A 21652-nucleotide genomic window follows, 5' to 3' on the forward strand; every position below is an offset into this window, starting at 1 on the left:
TTCCGGTGGGGAACAGGACACGTCGAGCGAACACCTCGACGTCCGTCACTCTAGGCGAAACGGACAACCGCCCCCACCCGTACGGATTGACAGCACGCCCGTTCAGGCCATGCTTGTCGGGTGAGGCGAATCCTGAGGCCGGACACCCGGACCGTGGCGGTGGTCGCGGCGCTGGCAACCGGAGCGGTGCTGGTGGCGCTGGCCTTCCGGCACCCCGCCGGCATCCTGACGGTGGGGCTGGCGCTGCTCGGTGTCATCTTCGCGACGGTGACCGGTACGGCCCTGACCGCGCTGCGCGACCGCGACGACGGGGAGGAACCGGCCGGGGCGACGCCCCCGGGTCAACCGAGCCTGGGCTCGTTCCTCGACGCCGACACCCTGGAGGCGTTGGACAGCGCGGCGGTGCTGAGCCGACTCCAGCGGATGCGGGAGGTCAGCGACCAGTGAGGGTGGGTGCCACCAGGGCGTCCACGCCCCGCCCGGCGAGGCAGCGGTAGGTCCGGTCGAGATCCGTCTCGCCGGGCGGCAGCACCTCCAGGTGCCAGCCGTTGGTGTAGTCGATCCCGCTGGTCAGCCGGAACGTCTGGACGTTGCACACCGACCGGACCGTCGGGTCGGCGCTGATCACCGAGTGCCCGGCCGCGGCCAGCGCGGCCGGCAACTGACCCTCGACGTACGTCTCCCAGGTGTGCCGCCCCTCGCAGGAGAGCTGGGCGGCCTCCGCCCGATCGCCGCGCAGCCGCACCGGACCGAAACACTCCAGCACGGGGGCGCACCGCGCGCCCGGCGGCAGCGTCGCGGCCGTGCCGTCGGCCGCACAGCCGGGCAGGGTGCCCCAGCGGGCGGCCGGACTGGACGAGCCGACGGTCGACGGGGCAGCGGTCGGCGAGGCCATCGGCGACGCGCCACCGGCGACCCACGCCCCGGCGCTCGCCGAGGCGGCCAGGGCGAGCACCCCGGCTCCGCCGAGGAACCAGCGCCGTCGCCGACGCCCGCCGTGCGGCACGGTCGGTTGGTCGTCCTGGACCGGTGGGCGAGGGCTGGGCTGGCCGGTGGTCCGCCCGGGTTGGCCGGTGGTCCACCCGAGGGTGTACGGCCCACCGGTGCCCGACCCGCCGGCGGACGGCCCGCCGGAGACCGGAGCGCCGCTGACCGGGGCGGGGGCCGGGTCGAGGGGCAGCGCGGTGAGCAGGTCCCGCAGTTCGAGCGCGGAGGGGCGGGCGTCGGGGTCGTTGGACATCCCGGCGCGGAGCACGTCGACCAGTTCGGTCGGCACGCCGGGCAGGTCGGGGATCGGCTGGTGGAACATCTCCAGCACGGTGACCAGGCTCGGGTTGCGCTCGGACTGCCAGCGCGGGGGCCGACCGGTCATCACCGCGTAGAGGGTGGCGCAGAGGGCGTACACGTCGACGGCCGGTGACGGCGGGCTGTGGTTGAACATCTCCGGCGGCGCGTAGGCCGGGGTGAGCACCTCCAGGGTGACCGAGGCGTCCCGCGCCTCGGCCAGCACCGCCAGCCCGAAGTCGGCCAGCACCGCCGAGTTGAAGTGCGAGTGGAGGATGTTGGCCGGCTTGACGTCGCGGTGCAGCACCCCGGCCGCGTGCGAGTGGGCCAACGCGTCCGCGATCTTGATGCCGAGGTCACGGGTCTCGGAGGCGTCGAGCGGCGAGGTCCGCATCCGTTCGGCGTACGAACCGTCGCACAGCTCCATGATCAGGTACGGGTGCTGGTCGACGGTCACCCCGACGTCGAAGAGATCCACCACGTGCGGGTGCGACGACATCCGGCCGGCCGCCCGCGCCTCCCGCAGAAAACGGGCCTGGTCCCGCTCGCTGTCCAGGGTGCGGTTCTCCACCTTGACGGCGACCTCCCGACCGACGGAGATCTGGGTGGCCCGGTAGACGGTGGCGTACCCACCCCGGGCAAACACCTGCAAGTCGGTCAGACCGGGCACAATGGGCAGCCGGAGGGCGCCGGGCGGGGTCTCGGTCACGGCTCGAAAATACCCGTTCTGCCGGAGCGGTCAGCGGTCCGTACCGGCGGCGGCAGCCGTACCGGCGGCGGTCGGCCTGCTCGCCGAGCCCTCGGCGACGCCGCTGACCTGGGATTTTGCTGATCCCTCGGGAGAGGTGGGAGCAGTACCGGCCGGGTCGGTGGTGAGGCTCGCCGCCCGACGGGCGTCCCACCGCAGGCCGATCGCCGTCGCCACCGCGCCCACCCCCTCCCAGAGGGCCACCCCGATGAACCGGTCGGGGGCCACGTCGGCCAGCACGGTCAGGGTGAAGACGGTGCAGGTGACCAACCGGAAGACCACCGTGAACCGGTAGAACGCCCGCCACTCGGTGGCCACCGAGAGCAGGTAGTAGACGCCCATGTTGAACGAGGCCATCGAGGACGCGACGAGGAACGTGCCGGTGTAGTCACCGGCCGCCCGGGTCTGCGGCACCTCGAAGCCGAGCAGCCGCAGCTGCGCCTCCGGCCACACCAGCCCGAACGCGCCGAGCAGCACCGCCAGCACCCCGAAGACCGCGATCGTCCAGCCGGCACCCGAACGCGGCAGCCTCATCTGTCCCCCACCCCCGACGGCGCGACCGACACCGAGGGCAGGCCGCGTGAAGTGACACGCTAACCGGCCCCACACCAACACGCACATCCCCGGAACCGACAGACCTGCCACCCGACGCCGATCAGACGTCGGCGGCCAACCGGGCCCGCAGGGCATCGGCGCTGGCCCGCTCGCTGCGTTGCTCGGTCGCATAGGCCAGCCGGACCGCCTCCTGCGCGCTGGCCAGCGCCTCCGCCGGGTGACCGCAGGCGGCCAACGCCTCGGCCAGCACACCCGCCCCGATCACCTGACTACGAACGTCCTCCGCCGGAGCGGCGACCGCCCGCCGTGCCCAGTCCAACGCCTGCTCCGGCTGACCGTGGGCGAGCAGCGCGGAGGCGTACCGGGCCAGTGTCTGCCGGCGGGAGAAGAGCAGCGTCGGCACCTTCGCGGCGGTCGTCGCCACCGGGGCGAGCAGCCCGACCGCGGTGGCCGAGTCCCCGGCGGCGAGCCGGGCGGTGGCGAGCAGCACCCGGGGTGCGGCCTGCGCCGGCGCCTGCGGGTTGTGCGGTTCGACGGCGGTCAGCACCGCGCGGGCGTCCCGCTCGGCGGTCTCGCAGTCCCCCATGTCCAGCGCGACGAAGCCGCGCAGCGTGCCGGCCATCCCGGTGAGCAGCGGATGCGAGGTCCGCCCGGCGTACGCGAGGGCGTCGGTGAACAGGTCGGCGGCGTGCTCCGGCTCGCCCAGCCCCCGCGCCACCACACCCCGGACGACCAGCGCGAAGCCGCGCCCCCAGTCGTCGGAGACCGCGGCGAAGTCCCGGTACGCCCGGCGGGCTGCCCGGTCCGCCTCGGCGACCTCGCCCAACTCGGCCCCCGCGAACGCCTCGACCGCCCGCAACGTGCCCACCGCCCACGCCTCACCGACCCGTTCACCGAACGGCAGGAAGATCCCGGCCAGCCGGCAGGCCTCCCCCAGCCGGCCGGCCAGCAGCCGGGCGAAGGCGGTGGTGCCGCGCAGCCAGGCCCGCCCGTACGGGTCCTTCAACTCGGCGAAGAGCCGGGCAGCCCGACCGAGCACCGCGTCGGTGCCGGCGAAGTCGCCCCGGGTGGTGGTGACCCAGGCCAGGTTCTGCAACGCCCACGCCTGCCCCCGCAGGTCCTTCGCGGCGAGGCTGATCTGGTAGGAGGCGGCGAGCCGGCTGCTCGCCTGGCCGAGCCGACCGGCGACGAAGTCGGCCATCCCGAGCCGCCGCATGGCCGAGGCACGCAGATTGGTCACCTGCCCGGCAGTGGCCACCTGCAACGCCTCCTGCCAGCAGGCGGCCGCCCGACCCTGGTCGCCCAGGGTCTGGTGGGCCTGGCCGGCGAGCAGCAGGGCGCTGGCCCGGGTGGCGGCGTCGTCACCGGCGTTGGCGGTGATCTTCTCGGCGAAGGCGAGCGCGTCGCCGGCCCGGCCCACCTGGAGCAGCGCCCGCGCGTGCGCCACCCGGTCGACCGGGGGCACCCCCTCGCGGGCCAGCTCGGTGGCGCGTTCGGCGTACTCGACGGCCAACGCCGGCTCACCGATCTGCAACGCCCGACGGGCGGCCCGGCCCAGCGCGGCCACCCCCAGCGGGACGACCGTCCGGGCCGGCGAGTCCGGGCGGAGCTTCACCGCGTCGGCGAGGACGGCGGCCCGTTCGACCTGCTCGGCCACGAAGTCGTCCCGGGCCGCGTCGGTGAACCCGCCCGGCGGGGTGACCGACGAACCGGGTCCACCGGTGGCCCAGCGGGCCAGCGCGGCGTGCCGTTCGGCCAGTTCGGCCTTGCTCACCCCGGCGTAGGCGGCCTCGCGCATCAGCGGGGTGGCGAACGCGAAGCCGGTCCGGGTGCGGTGCAGCATCCGGCGTTGCAGCAGCTCCTCCACGGCCCGCTCCAGCTCGACGGCGGCCACCGCGGCGGGTCGGCCGTCCCGCCCGGCCCGCTGCTCGCGCAGCGCCTCCAACGCACCGGTGGGCACGATGTCACCGACCACGGCGGCGTCCCGCAGCGCCGAGCGGGCCTCCGGTGGGAGCGCGTCGATCCGGGCGGCGAGCACGGCGGCGAGGTCGCGGGAGAGCAACCGGCTGCCGAGCGAGCCGGGCACCAGCCGCCAGCCGCCGTCCGGGCCGGCGGTCAGCGCCCCCCGCTCCCGCAGCAGGGTGACCAGTTCGGCCAGGTAGAAGGCGTTGCCCTGGGCGGTCACCAGCAACCGGTCGGCGTCGGCCTGGGGCAGCTTCCCACCGTTGAGGTAGCTGGTGAGCAGACGGGAGGCGTCCGCGCCGCGCAGCGGCGGCAACGGTTGCACCTCGGCGTCGGCGATCCAGGTCAACGCCCCCGCGGTGCGGACCAGCTCCGGGCGGCCCAGCAGCATCACCAGCACCGGGCCGGTGAGCCGGGACAGGGTCGCGCCGAGGGCGGCGATCGTCTCGCCGGTGGCGTCGTGCAGGTCGTCGACCACGATCACCAGTGGTGCCTCGGCGGCCAGCGCGCTGAGCAGCCCGGCCACCGCCACCGGCACCGCCTCGGCGTCGGTGGTCGGCGGGGTGGCGCCCCACCCGCCCTGGTCGCCCGGGTTGCCGGCGGGCAGTTCGGCGTAGCCGAGCAGGGCCAGCAGTTGGTCACCGACGATCGGCGGCACCTCGGTCCGCAGCCGGGCGAGCCGTTGGCCGAGCCGCCGCAGCCGCTCCTCCACGGCCGGCCGGGTGAGCGCGGTGGAGGTGTCGCTGGGCAGGCCGACGGCGGCCCGGACCAGGTCGGCCAGCGGGGCCAGCCGTCGCCGCTCGCCGAACGCGGCGCAGCGCACCGAGAGCACCCGGGCCCCGCTGTGCGCGGCGTACCGGCCCGCGCCGACGTCGTAGCCGGCGGCGAGGCGCTCCACCTCGGCGGCGAACCGGGACTTGCCGATCCCCGCCTCCGCGGTCATCAGCAGCACCCGGGGCTCACCCCGGTCGATCACCTCGGCGAGCCGGCCGGCGACCCGGCCGATCTCGGTCTCCCGCCCGACGAAGGGCGCCTCGTCGCCGAGCCCCGAGCGGGTGCCCGGGGCGTCCAGCAGGCCCAGCAGCTCGTACGCCTCGACCGGCTCGCGCTTGCCCTTGAGTCGCAGTGGGCGCAGCACCCGCCAGGAGGCGACGTGCCGGGTGGCCGACGAGGTCCGGGCACCGGCGTAGATCGCGCCGACGGCGGCGGCGTCGGCCAGCCGGGCGGCGGTGTTCACCGTGTCGCCGATGACCGTGTACTCGATGGCGGCCTGGATGCCCGCGATCACGTCGCCCGTGTTCAGCCCGACCCGCAGGCCGAGCGGCGCACCGCCGCCCCGCTCGTCGTCGAGCACCCGACGCACCGCCCGCTGCATCGACAGGGCTGCCCGGACGGCCCGCTCGGCGTCGTCCTCGTGCGCCACCGGGGCGCCGAACACCGCCATGATCCCGTCGCCGGTGAGCTTGTCGACGTGCCCGCCGAAGGTCTTCACCGCGCCGGCGAGCGCGGCGAGCACCCGGTCGGTGACCGCGCCGACCCGCTCCGGGTCGAGGTCCTCCGACCACGACGTGAAGTCGGACAGGTCACCGAAGAGCACGGTGACCACCCGACGCTCGGCGGTCGGCAGGGTGGCGGCAGCCGGCAGCGCCGCCCCGCAGTTGTGGCAGAACCGCGCGCCGGGGACGGCGAGCGTGCCGCACACCGGGCAGGTCACGGCTGTTCCACGCCGAGGTACTCCAGCTGGGCGCGGACCGACCACTCGGCGGCCCACCACAGCGACCGGTCCACGTCCGCGTAGACCTTCGCCACCACCTCGGGCGCGGTGCCGGCCCCGGCGGCGACGGCGGCCCGGACCTGGTCGAGCCGGGCCCGGCGGTGGGCCAGGTAGAAGTCCGCCGCCGCGCCGCAGTCGGCCAGCGCCGGGCCGTGTCCGGGCAGCGCCGGAATCCCCCGGTACGCCGAGAGCCGCTCCAGGCTGGCCAGGTAGTCACCCAGGTGGCCGTCGGGGTGGGCGACGACGGTGGTGCCCCGGCCGAGGATGGTGTCACCGGTCAGCACCACCCGCTCGGCACCGTGCGTCACCAGGAAACAGACCGAGTCGGCGGTGTGCCCGGGGGTGTCGACCAGGTCGATCTCCAACCCGAACCCGGCGAACTGCTCGCCGGACTCGGTCAGCGGCGCACCGCCGATGGTGTGCGCCGGGTCGACGGCGAGCACGGGTGCCCCGCCGAGCAGCTCACTCAGCCGGGGAGCGCCCTCGGTGTGGTCCGGGTGCCCGTGGGTGATCAGCACCAACCCGATCGGCCCGTGCGCCGCGACGGCGGCCAGGTGCGCCTCGTCCGCCGGCCCCGGGTCGACGACGACGGCGTACTCCGCGCCGGGGGCGCGCAGCAGCCAGGTGTTGGTGCCCTCCAGGGTCATCGGCCCAGGGTTGGGGGCACGCAGCAACGTCACCCAGTCCGGCAGCCGGTCGGCCAGCTCGGCCGGCGATGCCGTCACATGCCCGGTCATGGCTGCGATCGTACGACCCCGCCGGCCACTCCCCGCGATCTTGCCGGCCCGGCCCACTGGTTTGTGGCCGTTCACGGCTTTCGACCGGACCGGCCCGCCCAGGCCCACGGCTTCCCGTCACGGCCTCGACCGGACCGGCCGGCCCAGGTCACGGCTTCCCGCGGGCCGGCCGGCGCAGGTCGCGGGGAGCAGCTGCGCGCGACCGGACCGGTCGGCCCGGTCGCGCGCAGCGGGGGTCTGGCTCAGGCGACCTCGACGATCAACTCGATCTCGACCGGGGCGTCCAGCGGGAGCTCGGCCACCCCGACGGCCGAACGGGCGTGCCGGCCGGCCTCGCCGAAGACGGCGCCGAGCAGGTCGGACGCTCCGTTGACGACGGCCGGCTGGCCGTGGAAGCCCGGTGCCGAGGCCACGAAGCCGGTCAGCTTCACGATCTTGACGATGTTCTCCAGCCCGACCAGCGAGTCGACCGCGGCGAGGGCGTTCAGCGCGCACCGCTCGGCGAGATCCTTGGCCTGCTCCGGCGAGACACCCGCGCCGACCTGGCCGGTGGCGAGCAGTTTGCCCTCGGCCACCGGCAGCTGACCGGAGACGTAGACGTGCTGGCCGGACTGCACGGCCGGGACGTAGCTGGCCACCGGCGGCACCACGTCGGGCAGGGCCAGGCCCAGCTCGGCGAGCTTGGCGTGGGGTCCGTTGCTCATCGTCGGACCCTCAGCCCTTGGGGCGCTTGAGGTACGCGACCAACTGGTCCGGGTTCGGGCCGGGGACCACGGCGACGAGTTCCCAGCCGTCCTCGCCCCAGTTGTCGAGGATCTGCTTGGTCGCGTGGACCAGCAGCGGGACCGTGGCGTATTCCCACTTCTGCATCGGTGGAAGGCTCCCTTGCCTGACGTGGACTGTTCCGCCGACAGCCTACGGTCCGGGCGACGGCCGGGGCGCGGGACGCTGCTCCGGCGCGACGGGCAGCTCACCGCACTGCCCGACGTGGTCGTACGGCTGGGGGCAGCGGGACCGGTCGGGTAGCAGCAGGTCGCAGAAGACCCGGTGCCGGTTGTTCTGGTCGTCGGCGGTGGAGACGGTGGTCTCGCCGGCATCCAGCTCGACCAGGAAGCCGAGCGAGGTGGCCACGGTGCCGGCCAGCGCGGTCGCCGCCGTCAGGTCGGCCACCCGGATCGGCAGGTGGATCACGTAGCCGGGCTCCTCGTCGTCCCGGCCCCGCTCGTCGGAGCGGCCGAGCATCCGCAGCACCTCGGACGGTTCGGCGCAACGCCGGTAGGACCGCTCGTTCATCGGCAGCGCACCGCCCGGCCCGTCCGCGTCGCCAGCCGAACCGCCCCGCCTCCCCCGATCTCCCGGTGAGAACTGGGCTCGGGCGATATTGTCCGCGTCGCGCATGTACTTGCCTCCGGGCCTCGTACGGTGAATGACCGCCATCCGGACCGGGCGCCGACCCGATCCGCTCCCCCACACCCGGACGAACGTAGGACCCGGCCGGGTCGATGGACAACGAGACGCGCATGACCGATCACCTAAAGTCACATATGCGACACTCGCTTGGTCCGGAAGGTGACGGCGCACAACAGCAGGTCGTGAGCAGTCCGCCACGGGGTGCCCATCGACCGTTACCCTTGCGCCTCGGACGGGCGATCAGGGGTCGCCCGCCGCGCCCGTACCCGCGTCGTCGCCAGGGGCGGCGACGGCGCCCCATCCCCCGGGGGACCACATGACCCAACCACCGTTCGGTGGCGCGAGCGGATCGCCAGGCGTACCGGCGTCGCGGCAGGACCAACCAGACCAGGGCGGGACGACCGCCCCCGGCACCTCGACCTCCGGTGTCGTCCCACCGCCGCCACCGGGCTACCCGGACTACCGGGCACCGGGACCGGCGCGCCGGCGCGGCGTGCTGGTCGCCTCGCTCGCGCTGGCCGCGGCCGTCGTACTCTGCGGCGGCGGCGGAACGCTCGCCTTCCTGACCCTGCGCAACGCCGAGGGCGGCGAGGGCGCCAAGGAGCCGACAGTGGCCGTGGACGGCTTCCTCACCGCCATCTACCAGGACCGGGACGCCGGCAAGGCGGCCACCTTCGTCTGCTCGGAGTCACGCGACCAGCAGAAGATCGGCGCCAAGGTGGCCGAGGTGCAGAAGTACGCCACCACCTACACCAACCCGCGGTTCCGCTGGTCCAGCCCGACGCTCGACAGCCAGAACGGTGACCGGGCCACGGTCTCCACCAAGCTGACCATGACCACCGCCGACGAGAAGATCGCCGAGCAGCCGCTGCGGTTCACCGTGGTGCGGAAGGCGGGTTGGTGGGTCTGCGAGGTCGGCTGACCCGGCGGGGTGGATAGGCTCGACCGGTGCGAGCAGCTGAGCGGCCGGCCGACCCGGCCGGCACCGGGTGGCCGTCCCGCCTGCACGTGGTGACCGGCAAGGGCGGCACGGGCAAGACGAGCGCGGCGGCGGCGCTGGCGCTCGCCCTGGCCGCCGACGGCCGCCGCACCCTGCTGGTCGAGGTGGAGGGGCGGCAGGGCATCGCCCAGCTCTTCGGCGTCGACCCGCTCCCGTACGCCGAGCGCCACCTCGCCGACGCCCCGGGCGGCGGCGAGGTGCGCGCCCTGGCGGTGGACGCCGAAGAGGCGTTGCTGGAATACCTCGACATGTTCTACAAGCTCGGCGCGGCTGGCCGGGCGCTGCGTAAGCTCGGCGCGATCGACTTCGCCACCACCATCGCTCCCGGCCTGCGCGACGTGCTGCTCACCGGCAAGGTCAAGGAGGCCACCACCCGCACCACCGGCCCACGCCGGGTGTACGACGCGGTGGTGCTGGACGCGCCGCCGACCGGCCGGATCGGTCGTTTCCTCAACGTCACCGCGGAGACCGCCCGGTTGGCGAAGGTGGGCCCGATCAAGACCCAGAGCGAGGGGGTCTCGGCGCTGCTGCGTTCCCCGATGACGGCGGTGCACGTGGTGACGCTCTTGGAGGAGATGCCGGTCCAGGAGACGGTGGACGCGATCGCCGAGCTGACCCAGCTCGGTTTCCCGGTGGGCCGGGTGATCGTCAACGCCGCCCGTCCGCCGCTGACCACCGGTCGGGAGGTGACCCGGGCGGAGTTGAAGCGCGGGCTGGCCGCCGCCGGGCTGCCGACGGACGCGGCGACCGTGGCCGGGCTGGCCGGCGAGGCGCGGGACCAACAGGTACGGCGGGAGCTGGAGGATTCGCTCCGGACCGACCTGACGGAACTGGGACGGCCGTTGACCGAGCTACCGCTGCTGCCCGACGGGGTGGACCGGGCCGGAATCGCGGCGTTCGCCGAGATCCTCCGTCGAGCGGATTGACGAACACCTCACGTCGGCACGGGCGCACGGACTCCACCGGCCCGATACGCTCGATTGGTGCCTTCCGAAGACGCGGCGCCCGTACTGGACGTCGACCAGATCCTCGCCGACCCCGGCGTGCGGATCGTGGTCTGCTGTGGCGCCGGTGGGGTAGGCAAGACGACCACCGCGGCGGCGTTGGCGCTGCGGGCGGCCGAGCGGCACGGCCGGCGGACGGTGGTGCTCACCATCGACCCGGCCCGGCGGCTGGCCCAGTCGCTCGGCCTGACCGAGCTGGACAACACCCCACGCCGGGTCAAGGGGATCGACGTCGAGGCCGGCGGCGGTGAGCTGCACGCCATGATGCTGGACATGAAACGCACCTTCGACGACGTGGTGCTCCAGCACACCGATCCGGAGAAGGCGGCGGAGATCTTCGCCAACCCGTTCTACCAGGCCATGAGCTCGACCTTCGCCGGGACGCAGGAGTACATGGCGATGGAGAAGCTGGGTCAGCTGCACGCCCGGGGCGAGTGGGACCTGATCGTGGTGGACACCCCGCCGTCCCGCTCGGCGCTGGACTTCCTGGACGCCCCGGCCCGGCTCTCCCGCTTCCTGGACGGCCGGATGCTGCGGCTGCTGCTCGCCCCGGCGCGCAGCGGGGGGCGGAGCATGTTCAGCTTCGTCACCGCCAGCTTCGGGATGTTCTCCAAGGTGGTGCAGAAGGTGCTCGGCGCCCAACTGCTGACAGACCTCTCCGGATTCGTCGCCGCCCTCGATTCGATGTTCGGCGGCTTCCGGCAACGGGCCGAGCAGACGTACCGGATCCTCCAGGCCGGGGAGACGGCATTCCTGCTGGTGGCGACGCCCGAGCCGGATGCGGTCCGGGAGGCGGCCTACTTCGCCGGGCGGTTGGGCGCGGAGCGGATGCCGCTGGCCGGGCTGGTGCTCAACCGGGTGCACCGGCCGGCGGTGACACTGGGCGCGGCGGAGAGCCGGGCGGCGGCCGACCGGCTGGCCGGGTTGGGTGGGCACGACGCCACGGTCGCCGTGTTGCGTGCGCACGCGGCCCTGGCCCAGCAGGAGGTCCGCGAACGGCAGGTGGCCCAGCGGTTCACCGAGGCGTTCCCGGCGGTGCCGACGGTGGCGGTGACGGCGCAGCCCGCCGACGTGCACGACGTCGACGGGCTACGAACGATCGGCGCGGCGATCAGCCGACCGTGACGGGCGATCGACCGGCGTGCCGGGCGTGACCGACCATCGGCCGGCCGTGACGGGCGTCAGCCGGCGGCGGTGACCAGGATCTTGTCCTTGCCCGTCTTGTCCTTGCCCGTCTTGTCCTTGGCGTTCTTCTTCATCGCCGCCTCGAACATCTTGCGCCAGCTCGCCACCTGCGGGTGCCGGCGCAGCAGCGCCCGCCGTTCCCGTTCGGTCATGCCACCCCAGACTCCGAACTCGATGCGGTTGTCGAGCGCGTCGGCCAGGCACTCGTACCGCACCGGGCAGCTGCGGCAGATTCGCTTCGCCACGTTCTGCTCGGCGCCCTGTACGAACAACGCGTCCGGATCCCCGTTCTGACACGCCGCCAGCGACGGCCAGTCAGTGATCATCCCCATCTGTACACGTCCCCCCTTGCAGTACCTACCGACCTCGTGCGACCAGCCGTCGATCCCCCCGGTCGTCCGGCCCGTTCCTTCCCCAAGGAGGCACGAACGACGTGTGTGGCCTTGTCGCCGCCACCATCATGCTCTGTAGTCGCATGATTACGCAACGTTGTCGGCGAAATCCAACATTCCGGACACTCCCGGCTTCCCGGGCCTTCGATCGCCGCTTACCCCGTCGGAGTACGTGAAAACGCTGCGCGGGCTCCACCGATCGGTGGAGACTCGGCGCGGGTCACACGCAACCACGCACCGGGGGTCGTGCGTTTAGCACAACGAGGTCGGCGCACGCAGGAAATGGGGAAAGAACGCCCCAGCGCCCCTCGTTCCCTACTCGCGTACCCTGTCGAGGTGACCTGGATGCGGAAACGTGACCACAATGTCTTCACCAACGCCGCATCGCTACTGATCTGCGGCCTGCTGGCCGGTGTGGTGGTAGCGGCGGCGGCCTTCCCCGCGGTGGCGATGTCCGGACTGGCCGCGAAGGCGGGTGCCGAGACCTTCGGCGCGCTGCCCAAGGAGCTGAACTCGGCCCGCGCGCCGCAGATCACCTACCTGCTCGCCAACGACAGCAAGACACCGCTGGCGACCATGTACGACGAGAACCGGCGCGACGTCAAGTTCGCCGACATCTCCCCGTACATGCAGAAGGCGATCATCGCCGCCGAGGACCACGACTTCTACAAGCACAACGGCGTCGACCTGAACGGCATCGCCCGGGCCTTCGTCAACAACCAGTCCGGCGCCAACTCCCAGCAGGGCGCGTCGACGCTGACCATGCAGTACGTCCGGCTGGCCATCGCGTACTCGGCCACCCACCCGGCGGACGTGGTCGCCGCGACCGAGGACACCAGCGAGCGCAAGCTGCGCGAGATGAAGCTGGCCCTCCAGGTCGACAAGGAGTTCTCGAAGGACGAGATCCTCACCCGCTACCTGAACCTCGCCTCCTTCGGCAACGGCGCGTACGGCATCTTCGCCGCCAGCCAGGTGTACTTCGGCAAGTCCCCCAAGAACCTCAAGATCGAGGAGGCGGCGCTGCTGGCCGGCATGGTCAAGGCGCCGACCACCAACGATCCGACCACCCCCAGCGGCTACCCGCTCGCGCTCGACCGGCGTAACTACGTCATCGACAACATGGTCAAGACGAAGGCCATCACCCAGCAGGAGGCGGACGCCGCCAAGGCGGTCAAGCTGGTGGTGAAGGACAAGCGCACCCCGAACGGCTGCGTCGCCACCAACCAGAAGGACTGGGGCTTCTTCTGCGACTACTTCTACCGCTGGTGGCTCCAGCAGGAGACCTTCGGCTCGACCACGTACGACCGGGAGCGGCGGCTCAAGAGCGGCGGCTACACCATCACCACCACGCTGGACGTGCAGGCGCAGAACGGCGCCGACCGGGCCGTCCGCAAGAGCCTCGGGGTGAACAGCAAGGCCGCCCGGATGGTCGCCGCGATCGAGCCGGGCACCGGCCGGGTACGGGCACTGTCGGTCAACCGGAACTTCAAGATCGATGACCCGAAGAAGCCGCAGAACAAGTACTCCAGCGACCCCAAGAAGGCCAGCAAGAAGATCCGGGGCAACTACCCGAACACGGTGAACCCGCTGCTCAGCGGCGGCCAGGGCATTGCCGGCTACCAGGCCGGCTCGACGTTCAAGATGTTCACCATGGTGGCCGCGCTGGAGAAGGGCATCCCACTCAGCTACCAGATCAACTCGCCGCCGGTGTTCAAGTCGGACTACATCGTCGAGCAGAACTCGCCGGCCGCCTGTCCGGGCACGCACTTCTACTGCCCGAAGAACGCCTCGGCGAGCATGGCCGGCGTGCACAACATGTGGACCGCCTTCGGTAGTTCGGTCAACACCTACTTCGTCCCGCTGGAGCAGCAGGTCGGCGCGGAGAACGTGATCAAGGCGGCGCAGAAGCTCGGCATCACCTTCCGCAGCAGCGACGACGCCCGCCGGGCCACCAAGGAGGGCGGCGCCAACCAGTGGGGCGCCTTCACCCTGGGCGTCTCGGCGACCACCCCGCTGGAGCTGGCGAACGCCTACGCGACCCTGGCGGCGGACGGCAAGTACTGCGAACCGATCCCGGTGCAGCAGATCAAGGACCCGGAGGGCAACAAGCTCGACGTCGCGAACCCGCGCTGCGAGCAGCGGATCAGCACCGAGGTGGCCCGCGCCGCCGTGGACGCGGCCCGCTGCCCGGTCGGTGACCGGTCGTCGGTCTCCAAGTGCTCCGGTGCCACCGCCCGCAACGTCCGGGACATCGTCGGCAAGCCGGTGGCCGGCAAGTCCGGCACCACCGACGGCGACAAGACCTCAGCCCTGGTCGCGATGACCAAGCAGTTCGCGGTCGCCGGCATCATGGCCGACCCGGACTGGCCGCAGACCAATCAGAAGATGGGTCACGACGAGACGCCGACCGGAATCAACCCGGCGGTCTACCAGACGCTACGGGACGCCATGAAGGGCAAGCCCGGCATCGAGTTCACCCCGCCCAGCGGCAAGATCATAAACGGTGACCAGCGTTCCATCCCGAACGTCAAGTGCCAGTCGGTGGACAGCGCCCGGTCCGAGTTGAAGGACGCCGGCTTCTCCGTCGTCGTCTCCGACAACCGGGTCTCCTCGGACTGCCCGGCCGGCACCGTCGCCGGCACCAGCCCCGACGGCCGCACCATCAAGGGCGGCGTGGTCACCATCGAGGTGAGCAGCGGCGGCGGCAACTCCTCCGGCACCCCCGGCACTCCCAAACCGCCCAACACCACGGGTCGGCCACCCGGCGACAACTGACACCCCGACGACGACGGGCGGGCACCCCACGCGGGGTGTCCGCCCGTTTCGCGTCCCCGCCGGCCGACACCCATCACCGAGGGGCCCGCAACGGCAGATACAGATCCCGCTGCGCGGTCCGCCGGGGCGTACGGCGGGTCAGAGGCCGAGCTGTCGGCGTACCTCGGCGGCGACGCGACCACCCTCGGCCCGGCCGGCCACCGCGGCCTGGGCCGCCTTCATCGCCGGGCCCATCTGGGCCTTCTCGGTGAAACCGCCCGCGGTGAGCGCCCCGGAGACCAGCTCCGCCAACTCCTCCTCGGAGAGCTGCTTCGGCAGGTAGCGGTCCAGCACCGCACCCTCGGCGGTCTCCTTGTCGGCCTGCTCGGCGCGGCCCGCGTCGGCGAAGGCGGCAGCCGCCTCCCGGCGCTTCTTCGCCTCCTTGGTCAGCACCGCGAGCACCTCGTCGTCGGAGAGCTCGCGCTTGGCCTTGCCGGCGACCTCGGCGTTGCCGACGGCGGCAAGGGCCATCCGCAACGTCGAGGTGGTCAGCTCGTCGCGCGCCTTGAGTGCGGCGCGCATGTCTGTGGTCAGGCGGTCCTTCAGCGTGCTCATGGACGGTCAAACTACCCTGGTCGGCATGCGAAAGCGCACACTATTCGGCCTCGCCGCCGGGACCGTCGCCGCCGGTGCGGCCACCCTGGCGTACGCGTCCCTCGTCGAACGCAACATGTTCACCCTGCGCCGGTACGACGTGCCGGTGTTGCCGGCCGACGCCGAGCCACTGCGCGTGCTGCACCTGTCGGACCTGCACATGATGCCCGACCAGCGACGCAAGCAGCAGTGGGTGGCGTCACTGGCCGCCCTCGACCCGGACCTGGTGGTGGTCACCGGGGACAACATGGCCCACCCGGACGCCGTACCGGGAGTGCTCCGCGCCCTGCAACCGCTGCTCGACTACCCAGGGGCGTTCGTCTTCGGCTCCAACGACTACACCGGGCCGGTCTGGAAGAACCCGTTCACCTACTTCCTACCCAACCGGGAGTACGCCGAGGGCGCCGCCCTGCCGTACGAGGAGCTACGTGACGTCCTCACCGGCGCCGGCTGGGCGGACCTCAACAACGCCCGTACCTCGGTCAAGGCCGGTGGTCGCCTGATCGAACTGGTCGGCGTCGACGACCCGCACATCGGGCAGGACGACTACCCGGCCGTCGCCGGCCCGGTCACCCCCGCCGCCGACCTGTCCATCGCGCTCGCCCACGCCCCGGAACCGGCCCTGCTCGACGAGATGGCCGCCGACGGGTTCGGCCTGCTGCTGGCCGGGCACACCCACGGCGGTCAGGTCTGCGTACCCGGCTACGGCGCGCTCGTCACCAACTGCGGACTGCCCCGCACAATGGCGAAGGGCCTGCACCGCTGGCCAGGCTCCGACTCCTGGCTGCACGTCTCCGCCGGCCTCGGCACCCACCCCACCGCACCGGTCCGCTTCGCCTGCCCTCCCGAAGCCAGCATCCTCACCCTCACCCCCCGCTGACCCACCCCACCCACGCCCCACCTCCCGCCCACCGGCCCCACCTCGCGTTCCCCGCTCCGGCCCCATCTCGCGTTCCCCCCTCCGGCCCCATCTCGCGTTCCCCGCTCCGGCGCCATGATCGGATTGCCGGAATGAAGACGACACGCCGCCGGATGCACTCCAAACCGCAATCCGATCTTCGCGCAGCAGGGGGTGGGGCCGGCCGGCGGCCGGGGCGAGTTGGGCGGCGGCCGGCGATCGGGGCGGGCCGGGGGCGGGGGGTACCGAGTTTGATCGGCGGGGCCGGTGGGCTACTATTTCACCGCACGCCTCGGGGTGTGGCGCAGCTTGGTAGCGCGCTTCGTTCGGGACGAAGAGGTCGTCGGTTCGAATCCGGCCACCCCGACAGAGGTCAGAGGGCACATCCGATCGATGGATGTGCCCTCTAGTGCTTCCGTACAGCAGCAGGTCAGCGCAGGCTCTCCCCCAGCCGCTTGAGGGCGTCGCGGGTGGATTTCCGGGCGGCGGGCATCCTTGCCCTGGGCGCAGCACTGGCAGGTGCGGGCCACCTCGTTGATCCAGGTCTGCACGTCGCGCACCTGGAGGCGGTCGAGCCGCTTCCCGCCGAGGCCGGGGATCACGTACAGCCGGAGGATCGTCTCGTAGGTGGCGCAGGTCAGCGGCGCGAGGTTGGGGCGCACGACCTCCCGGTGCCAGTAGGTCAGGTAGTCGCCGAGGGTGGGCATCCGGGTGGCGACCGGCCCGGCCTTGGCCTGCTGGTGCAGCTTGATCCACTTGTCGTGGACGGCTTCCCGGGTCTGTCCGTAGACATACTTGCGGGTCCGCTTCCCGTCGGGCTTGGTGACCCAGACGTACGCGGCGAAGCCGTTGCGGTAGGGGAAGATCGCTCCTTCGCCGTTGGCGCGGGTGCGGGCGGGCATCAGGCGGCCTCCTGCCGCTGGACCTGCTCGCGGACGTACTCGTCGACCCACTCGGGCAGGACGCGGCGGTACTTGCCGTCCTTGATGGAGCGCAGCTCGCCGGTGGCGATCTTCATCTTGACCTTGGACAGGCCGAAGCCGAGCAGGACGGCGACCTCGGCGGGCGAGTACCAGCGCGGGGTGAGGTGCCGGGTCACGCCGCCACCCCCGACCACGCCTCGTGGGCGAGTTCTTCCCGGCCGACGCGTTGGCGTTCGCGGCGTTGGGCGGCGGCGGTGTTGGCGAGCAGGGCGTCGCCGTCGGTCAGCCAGCCGGAGCCGGCGAAAGCCAGCGTGCCCACGGTGACCGTGCCGGCGGTGTCGTCGCTGTCGGAGGTGCCGGTGTGCTCGGTGCGGCGGTAGGCGGCGCGGGTGTCGCGGAGCAGGCCGAAGGTGACCGAGTAGCGGCGGGCCTTGGTGAGGAAGTGGCCGCCGTAGCCGAGCATGTGCGCCCATCGGCGCAGCCCTGCGTACTCGTTCGGTGTGGGGTCAAGGTCGCCTTGACGGTCTTCTGTCTTCCCGGCTGTCCGGGTGGTGTGGTGCCGGGTGGGGCGGCCGAGTCGCCAGCAGGCGTCGATGAGGCGGGCGAGGTGGTCGCCTTCCGGGTCGGCGTAGGCGTCGACGGTCTCCGGGGTGAGTCGGGTGGAGCAGTGGCCGGTGACCTCGGTGGACTTCGTGGCGTACTTGGCGAGGTAGGCGGCCACCTTGGCATCGGTCACGTCGCCGTCGCTGACGCCGATGCGGCGTACGTCGACCTGCTCACCCCAGGCGATCGGCCAGCCCTGCGGGCGGCCGGGGTGCGGCGGGGTGGTGACGGTGATCTGTCGGGTGGCGGCGTGGACGGCGGCGTCGAGGTCGTCGACGGTGACGCCGGCCGGCGGCGGCACCAGGGCGTGCCGGTCGTGGGGGTCGACGCCGTCGAGGCGCAGCAGGACGTGGAAGTGCACCGCGCCCCGGCGCTGCATCTCAGCGACCTTGCCGTGGGACACCCGCACCGGCGGCACCCGGCGGATTCGGCCGGAGTCGGTGACGACCTGGACGTGGGGGATGCCGCGCCGGCGGCACACGGCGGTGAGGTGGCGTTCGATGGCCTGTTTCGTGCGCCGCCACAACTCGCCCGAGAAGTAGTTCCAGACGGCCTGGTGGTCGTGGTCGTAGCAGTCCAGGCAGAGCGGCCGACCGAGCTGTGGATCGTCGGCGTCGTGGCGGGCGAAGCAGGCGGCGGGCCGCTCGTGTGGGCAGGTCCGGCGGTGCTCCGGGCGCGGCAGGGTGCGGGACGGCAGTCGCAGCGTCGCCGGTGGGCACAGGTGTGTCGGGGGATGTGCCGGTGGTGGACCGGGCCGAAGGATGGGGCGGTGAAGGTGGCGAAGACGACCGGGTGCGCGGTGACGGTGGTGGGGATGGTCTTGCCGCCGGTCATGCCGCAGCGGACGACCTGGAAGGCGTCCCCGGCGTAGACCCAGGCGCAGTCGGGGCACTGGGCGGCACGGCGGTTGCCGCACGCCTTGTAGAGCGTCCGGTCGGGCAGTTCGTCGGTGTGCTGCTCGGCCAGGACTCGGCCGGTGCCGGGTTCGACGGCGGTGAGGGTGCCGGTCAGGCGGATCGGGCGGGTGCAGCCTCCGGCGGCGCGGGTGTGCTCCAGCCAGCCGAAGTAGTCCGGGGCGGCGGCGCGGTGCAGGGCCTGGGCGTCACGGCCGGCGGTGAGGGTGGACACGGTTTTCTCCTCAAGGGGTGGCAGGGGACGGGCGACGAACTGCCACCGGACGCCGGAGCGGTGTCCGTCGGTGGTGTTCGTGGTGTCTCCTGGCACCGCCGGAGAGGGCGGCTCACGCCGGAGGACGGGTGCAGGCCATCGGCCTTGGACCGCCGCTGAGCTGGGGTTCTTGGATCTTGGGTGATGCCGGGACGGGTGGGGTGCCTGGTCGTCGGCTTCCGGTGGGTTGCCGCAGGCGATCCCCACCCGTCGAGGTGCACGAATCCGAGGGCCATCGTGGACGGCGGGGAAGGCCGTGCTGGGCCGCTGAGCGGATTCCGGGTCGGCGCAGTGGCCGATGCGATCGAGAGCCGGCGGGACGTGACCCGTCGCGGCAGGAAGGCCGCTCGGCAGCTCCGAAGTCGAGTTCAGCGATCCGGCGGGAAGGCCGCGCTGACGTGCTCGACGAGGGCCAGAGTAGCACCGGGTACCGACACGTCAACCCGCCGTGATCCGCAGGGGCGGCCGGCTGCCAGCCGGTGTGGGAGGACTTTCTGTACGTCTATCAAGGCGGCCCGCAAACGGGCCGCACGCGCCGCCGCCTGGGCGCGCGTCCGTCGCTCCGCTGGCGCTCCGACTCCGGTCACGCAACACGCCCGGCGGCTGGCGCGGAGGCGGGGAGCCCGGTAGGCCGCAGGATGACGACAGGCCGTTCCGGTGGAGGTGGTGGGCCGGCAGCCGGCCGGGCTGCGCGGCCACGAGCCCGCGTGGCGTAGGGGAGGGCACGCCGGCCGCGTCGGCGAGCTGGCGGCGGGCGCGGGGTTGCGGTTACTGCGCCTCCGGCGGGGGCGCTCCGGCTCCAGGATGGCCGGGGGCCCGTCGGCGGCTCGCGGTCCGTGGGTGGTGGCGGTGGGGAGCCATCCCGCCCGCCGTCGGCCCGGGCCAGCCGAGCAGACCACCGCCCGACCCGCCAGCGTCCATACGCACGTCAAGGCCGTCTTGACGTGGCGGGCCGGACGGCGGCCCGCTCCCCAGGAGGGCGGGTCGACGGCGGACGGGATGGCGTTCAAGCGCGATGCGCTGGCTTATGCCTACAATACGAACCTTTGGCCTTGCGGCCGGAGGTCACGAGGCAGGTACCCCTTGACAAACGACACCAGAGCCGATGCTATAAACGGTTATAGCGGCACACCAACGGTTCCCCGACCTGAACTCCTTATCGGCGAGACTGACGTATCCCGATGGGTCACCGATTTCAGTTTCGAACACCGCATCGGGCCGCAAAACAGAGCAGAATTTACGCTGCGAAAAGATGTGATCGACGAAGTCCCTCTCGACTACACCGGGCCGGTCACGCTCGCTCTGCATTGGAACAACAAGCGACATCCGCAGTTTTTCGGTCTAATTGAGCTTGCATTCGAGAGTCAAGACGGCCTTCAACTTCTCTGTCGAACTAGCGCGGAGCTGAACGATCGATCGATCGTGGGCTTGCTACACGAGAGGGTGCCATATTTCGAGATCATCTATACGATATCTCGTTCGGCAGGATACTCGGACGACCAGCTTGACATCCACGGGATGGATACGCTTGCGCTCGAAGAGATCGAGGTAATCGTTCCCGTCCAAGGAATTCGAGTTGAAGAGCCGGTAACGATTGGTGATTTCGAGCTGGTTCCTCTCTCGGAGATTAGCTGGGCCCAAGATGGGTGGACTGAGCAGGGGCCAGCGCGGGTCGGCAATGCCCAGCAGCTTGTGTACCTACTCGCGCGTGCAGGCGCTTTCATGAGGGGCATATACCCTGACCGAGCGCTCTTCGAGGCGGAGCAGAAGGGCCTTCGAGATGCAGAACTGGTAGCCGCCTGGCTTGGTACAAGGTTGAACTTCCGGGCGGCTTCACTTCCTTTCGGCAAGATTCAGCCATATAACCGCATGTCGAGTGGGATTCGGCCAACGGCCGGCGGGGTGGTGGCAGTCCGAGGCCGGACCAGTGACAGGCGATGGTTGAGGGCGGCTCAAATGGCCACGCCGATGCGGACGACCCTGATACCTGTTTGCGACGACTGGCATGATGAACCACAACTTGCGAAAGGGTTGTCTCTCAGGGATCGTGAGGCGCTTCTAGCATTCTGGAGGTCCCTGGATCTGGCAGACCCGCTATCGTCGGTTATTGCCCTGTGGGATGCTATTGAGTTCTACGTGGGAGGCACAACGCTGCCAGGGTTGTTCACTGAGCAGGATCTTCGGCGACTCAGGGATGAAACTCCGGCATGGCTTAGTGCTGATCAGCGTAAACGATTCAAGGATGTCCTAGGAGGTCTGAATAGTCCGCCGCTGATTCCACGCCTGCGGGCAGCGCTAGACCGTGATGGAGTCCCAATTACGGATGCAGAATTCGACCTACTGCGAAAGTTGCGAAGGATTCGGAACCCTGCCCAGCATGGCAAGGAGCGCAAGGCACCGAGCGGCGAGGACCTTCGGCAGGCGTGGTCGATCGTTGCCCGCATGCTCGTTTATCGCTCGCATACGCGGGCGGCGAGCGGTGAGCAGTAGCCCCGCTGGTGGCGGGGTAACGGCTCTGGGTTCCGCTTCAACGTCTCTCACTCGGCTTGGGTGACCAATTGGGTGACGACCGGGGCGGTCGAGGCGGGATGCTCACGGACGA

At 71.7% G+C, this 21652-nt stretch carries 16 protein-coding genes, 1 tRNA gene and 3 pseudogenes; 8 read left to right on the forward strand and 12 right to left on the reverse strand.

Annotated elements, in window-relative coordinates; genetic code table 11:
* Positions 1-120: 120 nt before the first annotated feature.
* Complete coding sequence (locus tag ACIG87_RS22965; RefSeq protein ID WP_396853075.1) at positions 121-447, forward strand: hypothetical protein; 327 nt, start codon at positions 121-123, stop codon at positions 445-447.
* Here the strand turns inward: ACIG87_RS22965 and ACIG87_RS22970 are convergent.
* The 7 genes and pseudogenes from ACIG87_RS22970 to ACIG87_RS23000 form a co-directional block, all read right to left on the reverse strand.
* Positions 434-1993 (reverse strand): serine/threonine-protein kinase, encoded by a 1560-nt coding sequence (locus ACIG87_RS22970; RefSeq protein ID WP_396853076.1) that lies wholly within the window; start codon positions 1991-1993, stop codon positions 434-436. The two genes, ACIG87_RS22965 and ACIG87_RS22970, sit on opposite strands and share 14 nt — an antisense overlap.
* A 132-nt stretch (positions 1994-2125) precedes the next feature.
* Positions 2126-2566: pseudogene (locus ACIG87_RS22975) on the reverse strand (hypothetical protein); the annotation flags it as partial.
* A 121-nt stretch (positions 2567-2687) separates the two neighbouring features.
* Positions 2688-6263: an adenylate/guanylate cyclase domain-containing protein gene (locus ACIG87_RS22980; protein ID WP_396853077.1), complete on the reverse strand. Its 3576-nt coding sequence runs from the start codon at positions 6261-6263 to the stop codon at positions 2688-2690.
* Positions 6260-7060 (reverse strand): MBL fold metallo-hydrolase, encoded by an 801-nt coding sequence (locus ACIG87_RS22985; protein WP_396853078.1) that lies wholly within the window; start codon positions 7058-7060, stop codon positions 6260-6262. Before ACIG87_RS22985 ends, ACIG87_RS22980 begins: the two co-directional genes overlap by 4 nt.
* Before the next feature lie 242 nt (positions 7061-7302).
* Positions 7303-7764 (reverse strand): RidA family protein, encoded by a 462-nt coding sequence (locus ACIG87_RS22990; protein WP_396853080.1) that lies wholly within the window; start codon positions 7762-7764, stop codon positions 7303-7305.
* A gap of 10 nt (positions 7765-7774) precedes the next feature.
* Positions 7775-7930, reverse strand: coding sequence for a hypothetical protein (locus tag ACIG87_RS22995; protein WP_088959894.1), 156 nt, complete (start codon positions 7928-7930; stop codon positions 7775-7777).
* A 45-nt stretch (positions 7931-7975) separates the two neighbouring features.
* Positions 7976-8458 carry a hypothetical protein gene (locus ACIG87_RS23000; RefSeq protein WP_396853081.1) on the reverse strand — a complete coding sequence of 161 codons (483 nt, stop codon included), beginning with the start codon at positions 8456-8458 and terminating at the stop codon, positions 7976-7978.
* A 328-nt stretch (positions 8459-8786) separates the two neighbouring features.
* On the opposite strand from ACIG87_RS23000, the gene ACIG87_RS23005 reads away from it, so the two are divergent.
* The 3 genes from ACIG87_RS23005 to ACIG87_RS23015 are packed head-to-tail and all read left to right on the forward strand — an operon-like array spanning position 8787 to position 11599.
* Entirely contained in the window at positions 8787-9392 is a 606-nt protein-coding gene (locus ACIG87_RS23005; RefSeq protein ID WP_396853083.1) for a hypothetical protein, read from the forward strand.
* 26 nt (positions 9393-9418) lie between these two features.
* Positions 9419-10396 (forward strand): ArsA-related P-loop ATPase, encoded by a 978-nt coding sequence (locus ACIG87_RS23010; protein ID WP_396853084.1) that lies wholly within the window; start codon positions 9419-9421, stop codon positions 10394-10396.
* 54 nt (positions 10397-10450) lie between these two features.
* Positions 10451-11599, forward strand: a complete 1149-nt coding sequence (locus ACIG87_RS23015) for an ArsA family ATPase (RefSeq protein ID WP_396853085.1) — start codon at positions 10451-10453, stop codon at positions 11597-11599.
* 56 nt (positions 11600-11655) lie between these two features.
* Here the strand turns inward: ACIG87_RS23015 and ACIG87_RS23020 are convergent, their stop codons facing one another.
* Positions 11656-11991, reverse strand: coding sequence for a WhiB family transcriptional regulator (locus tag ACIG87_RS23020; protein ID WP_396853087.1), 336 nt, complete (start codon positions 11989-11991; stop codon positions 11656-11658).
* A 405-nt stretch (positions 11992-12396) separates the two neighbouring features.
* Here ACIG87_RS23020 and ACIG87_RS23025 point away from each other — a divergent pair, with 405 nt between their 5' ends.
* Positions 12397-14826 carry a penicillin-binding protein gene (locus tag ACIG87_RS23025; RefSeq protein WP_396853088.1) on the forward strand — a complete coding sequence of 810 codons (2430 nt, stop codon included), beginning with the start codon at positions 12397-12399 and terminating at the stop codon, positions 14824-14826.
* 138 nt (positions 14827-14964) lie between these two features.
* Here ACIG87_RS23025 and ACIG87_RS23030 read toward each other — a convergent pair whose 3' ends face one another.
* Positions 14965-15420 carry a GatB/YqeY domain-containing protein gene (locus ACIG87_RS23030; RefSeq protein ID WP_396853090.1) on the reverse strand — a complete coding sequence of 152 codons (456 nt, stop codon included), beginning with the start codon at positions 15418-15420 and terminating at the stop codon, positions 14965-14967.
* A gap of 25 nt (positions 15421-15445) precedes the next feature.
* Between ACIG87_RS23030 and ACIG87_RS23035 the strand changes: the two genes are divergently transcribed.
* Together ACIG87_RS23035 and ACIG87_RS23040 are read left to right on the forward strand one after the other, a co-directional pair.
* Positions 15446-16339 (forward strand): metallophosphoesterase, encoded by an 894-nt coding sequence (locus tag ACIG87_RS23035; RefSeq protein WP_396853091.1) that lies wholly within the window; start codon positions 15446-15448, stop codon positions 16337-16339.
* Positions 16340-16650: 311 nt separating this feature from the next.
* A tRNA-Pro gene (locus ACIG87_RS23040) sits at positions 16651-16724 on the forward strand.
* A gap of 175 nt (positions 16725-16899) precedes the next feature.
* Here the strand turns inward: ACIG87_RS23040 and ACIG87_RS23045 are convergent.
* The 3 genes and pseudogenes from ACIG87_RS23045 to ACIG87_RS23055 form a co-directional block, all read right to left on the reverse strand.
* Positions 16900-17259: pseudogene (locus ACIG87_RS23045) on the reverse strand (site-specific integrase); the annotation flags it as partial.
* A complete protein-coding gene (locus ACIG87_RS23050) occupies positions 17259-17456 on the reverse strand; it encodes an excisionase family DNA-binding protein (protein WP_026269772.1) in 198 nt (65 codons plus the stop codon). The gene ACIG87_RS23050 and the pseudogene ACIG87_RS23045, both read right to left, overlap by 1 nt.
* Positions 17453-19011 (reverse strand): annotated as a pseudogene (locus ACIG87_RS23055) (replication initiator). Before ACIG87_RS23055 ends, ACIG87_RS23050 begins: the two are co-directional and overlap by 4 nt.
* 1122 nt (positions 19012-20133) lie before the next feature.
* Here ACIG87_RS23055 and ACIG87_RS23060 point away from each other — a divergent pair.
* A complete protein-coding gene (locus ACIG87_RS23060; protein ID WP_396853093.1) occupies positions 20134-21540 on the forward strand; it encodes a hypothetical protein in 1407 nt (468 codons plus the stop codon).
* The last annotated feature ends 112 nt before the right edge of the window (positions 21541-21652 follow it).

Origin of the sequence: Micromonospora sp. NPDC051925, assembly GCF_044548625.1 — a bacterium.
In the GTDB taxonomy this organism is placed as follows: domain Bacteria; phylum Actinomycetota; class Actinomycetes; order Mycobacteriales; family Micromonosporaceae; genus Micromonospora.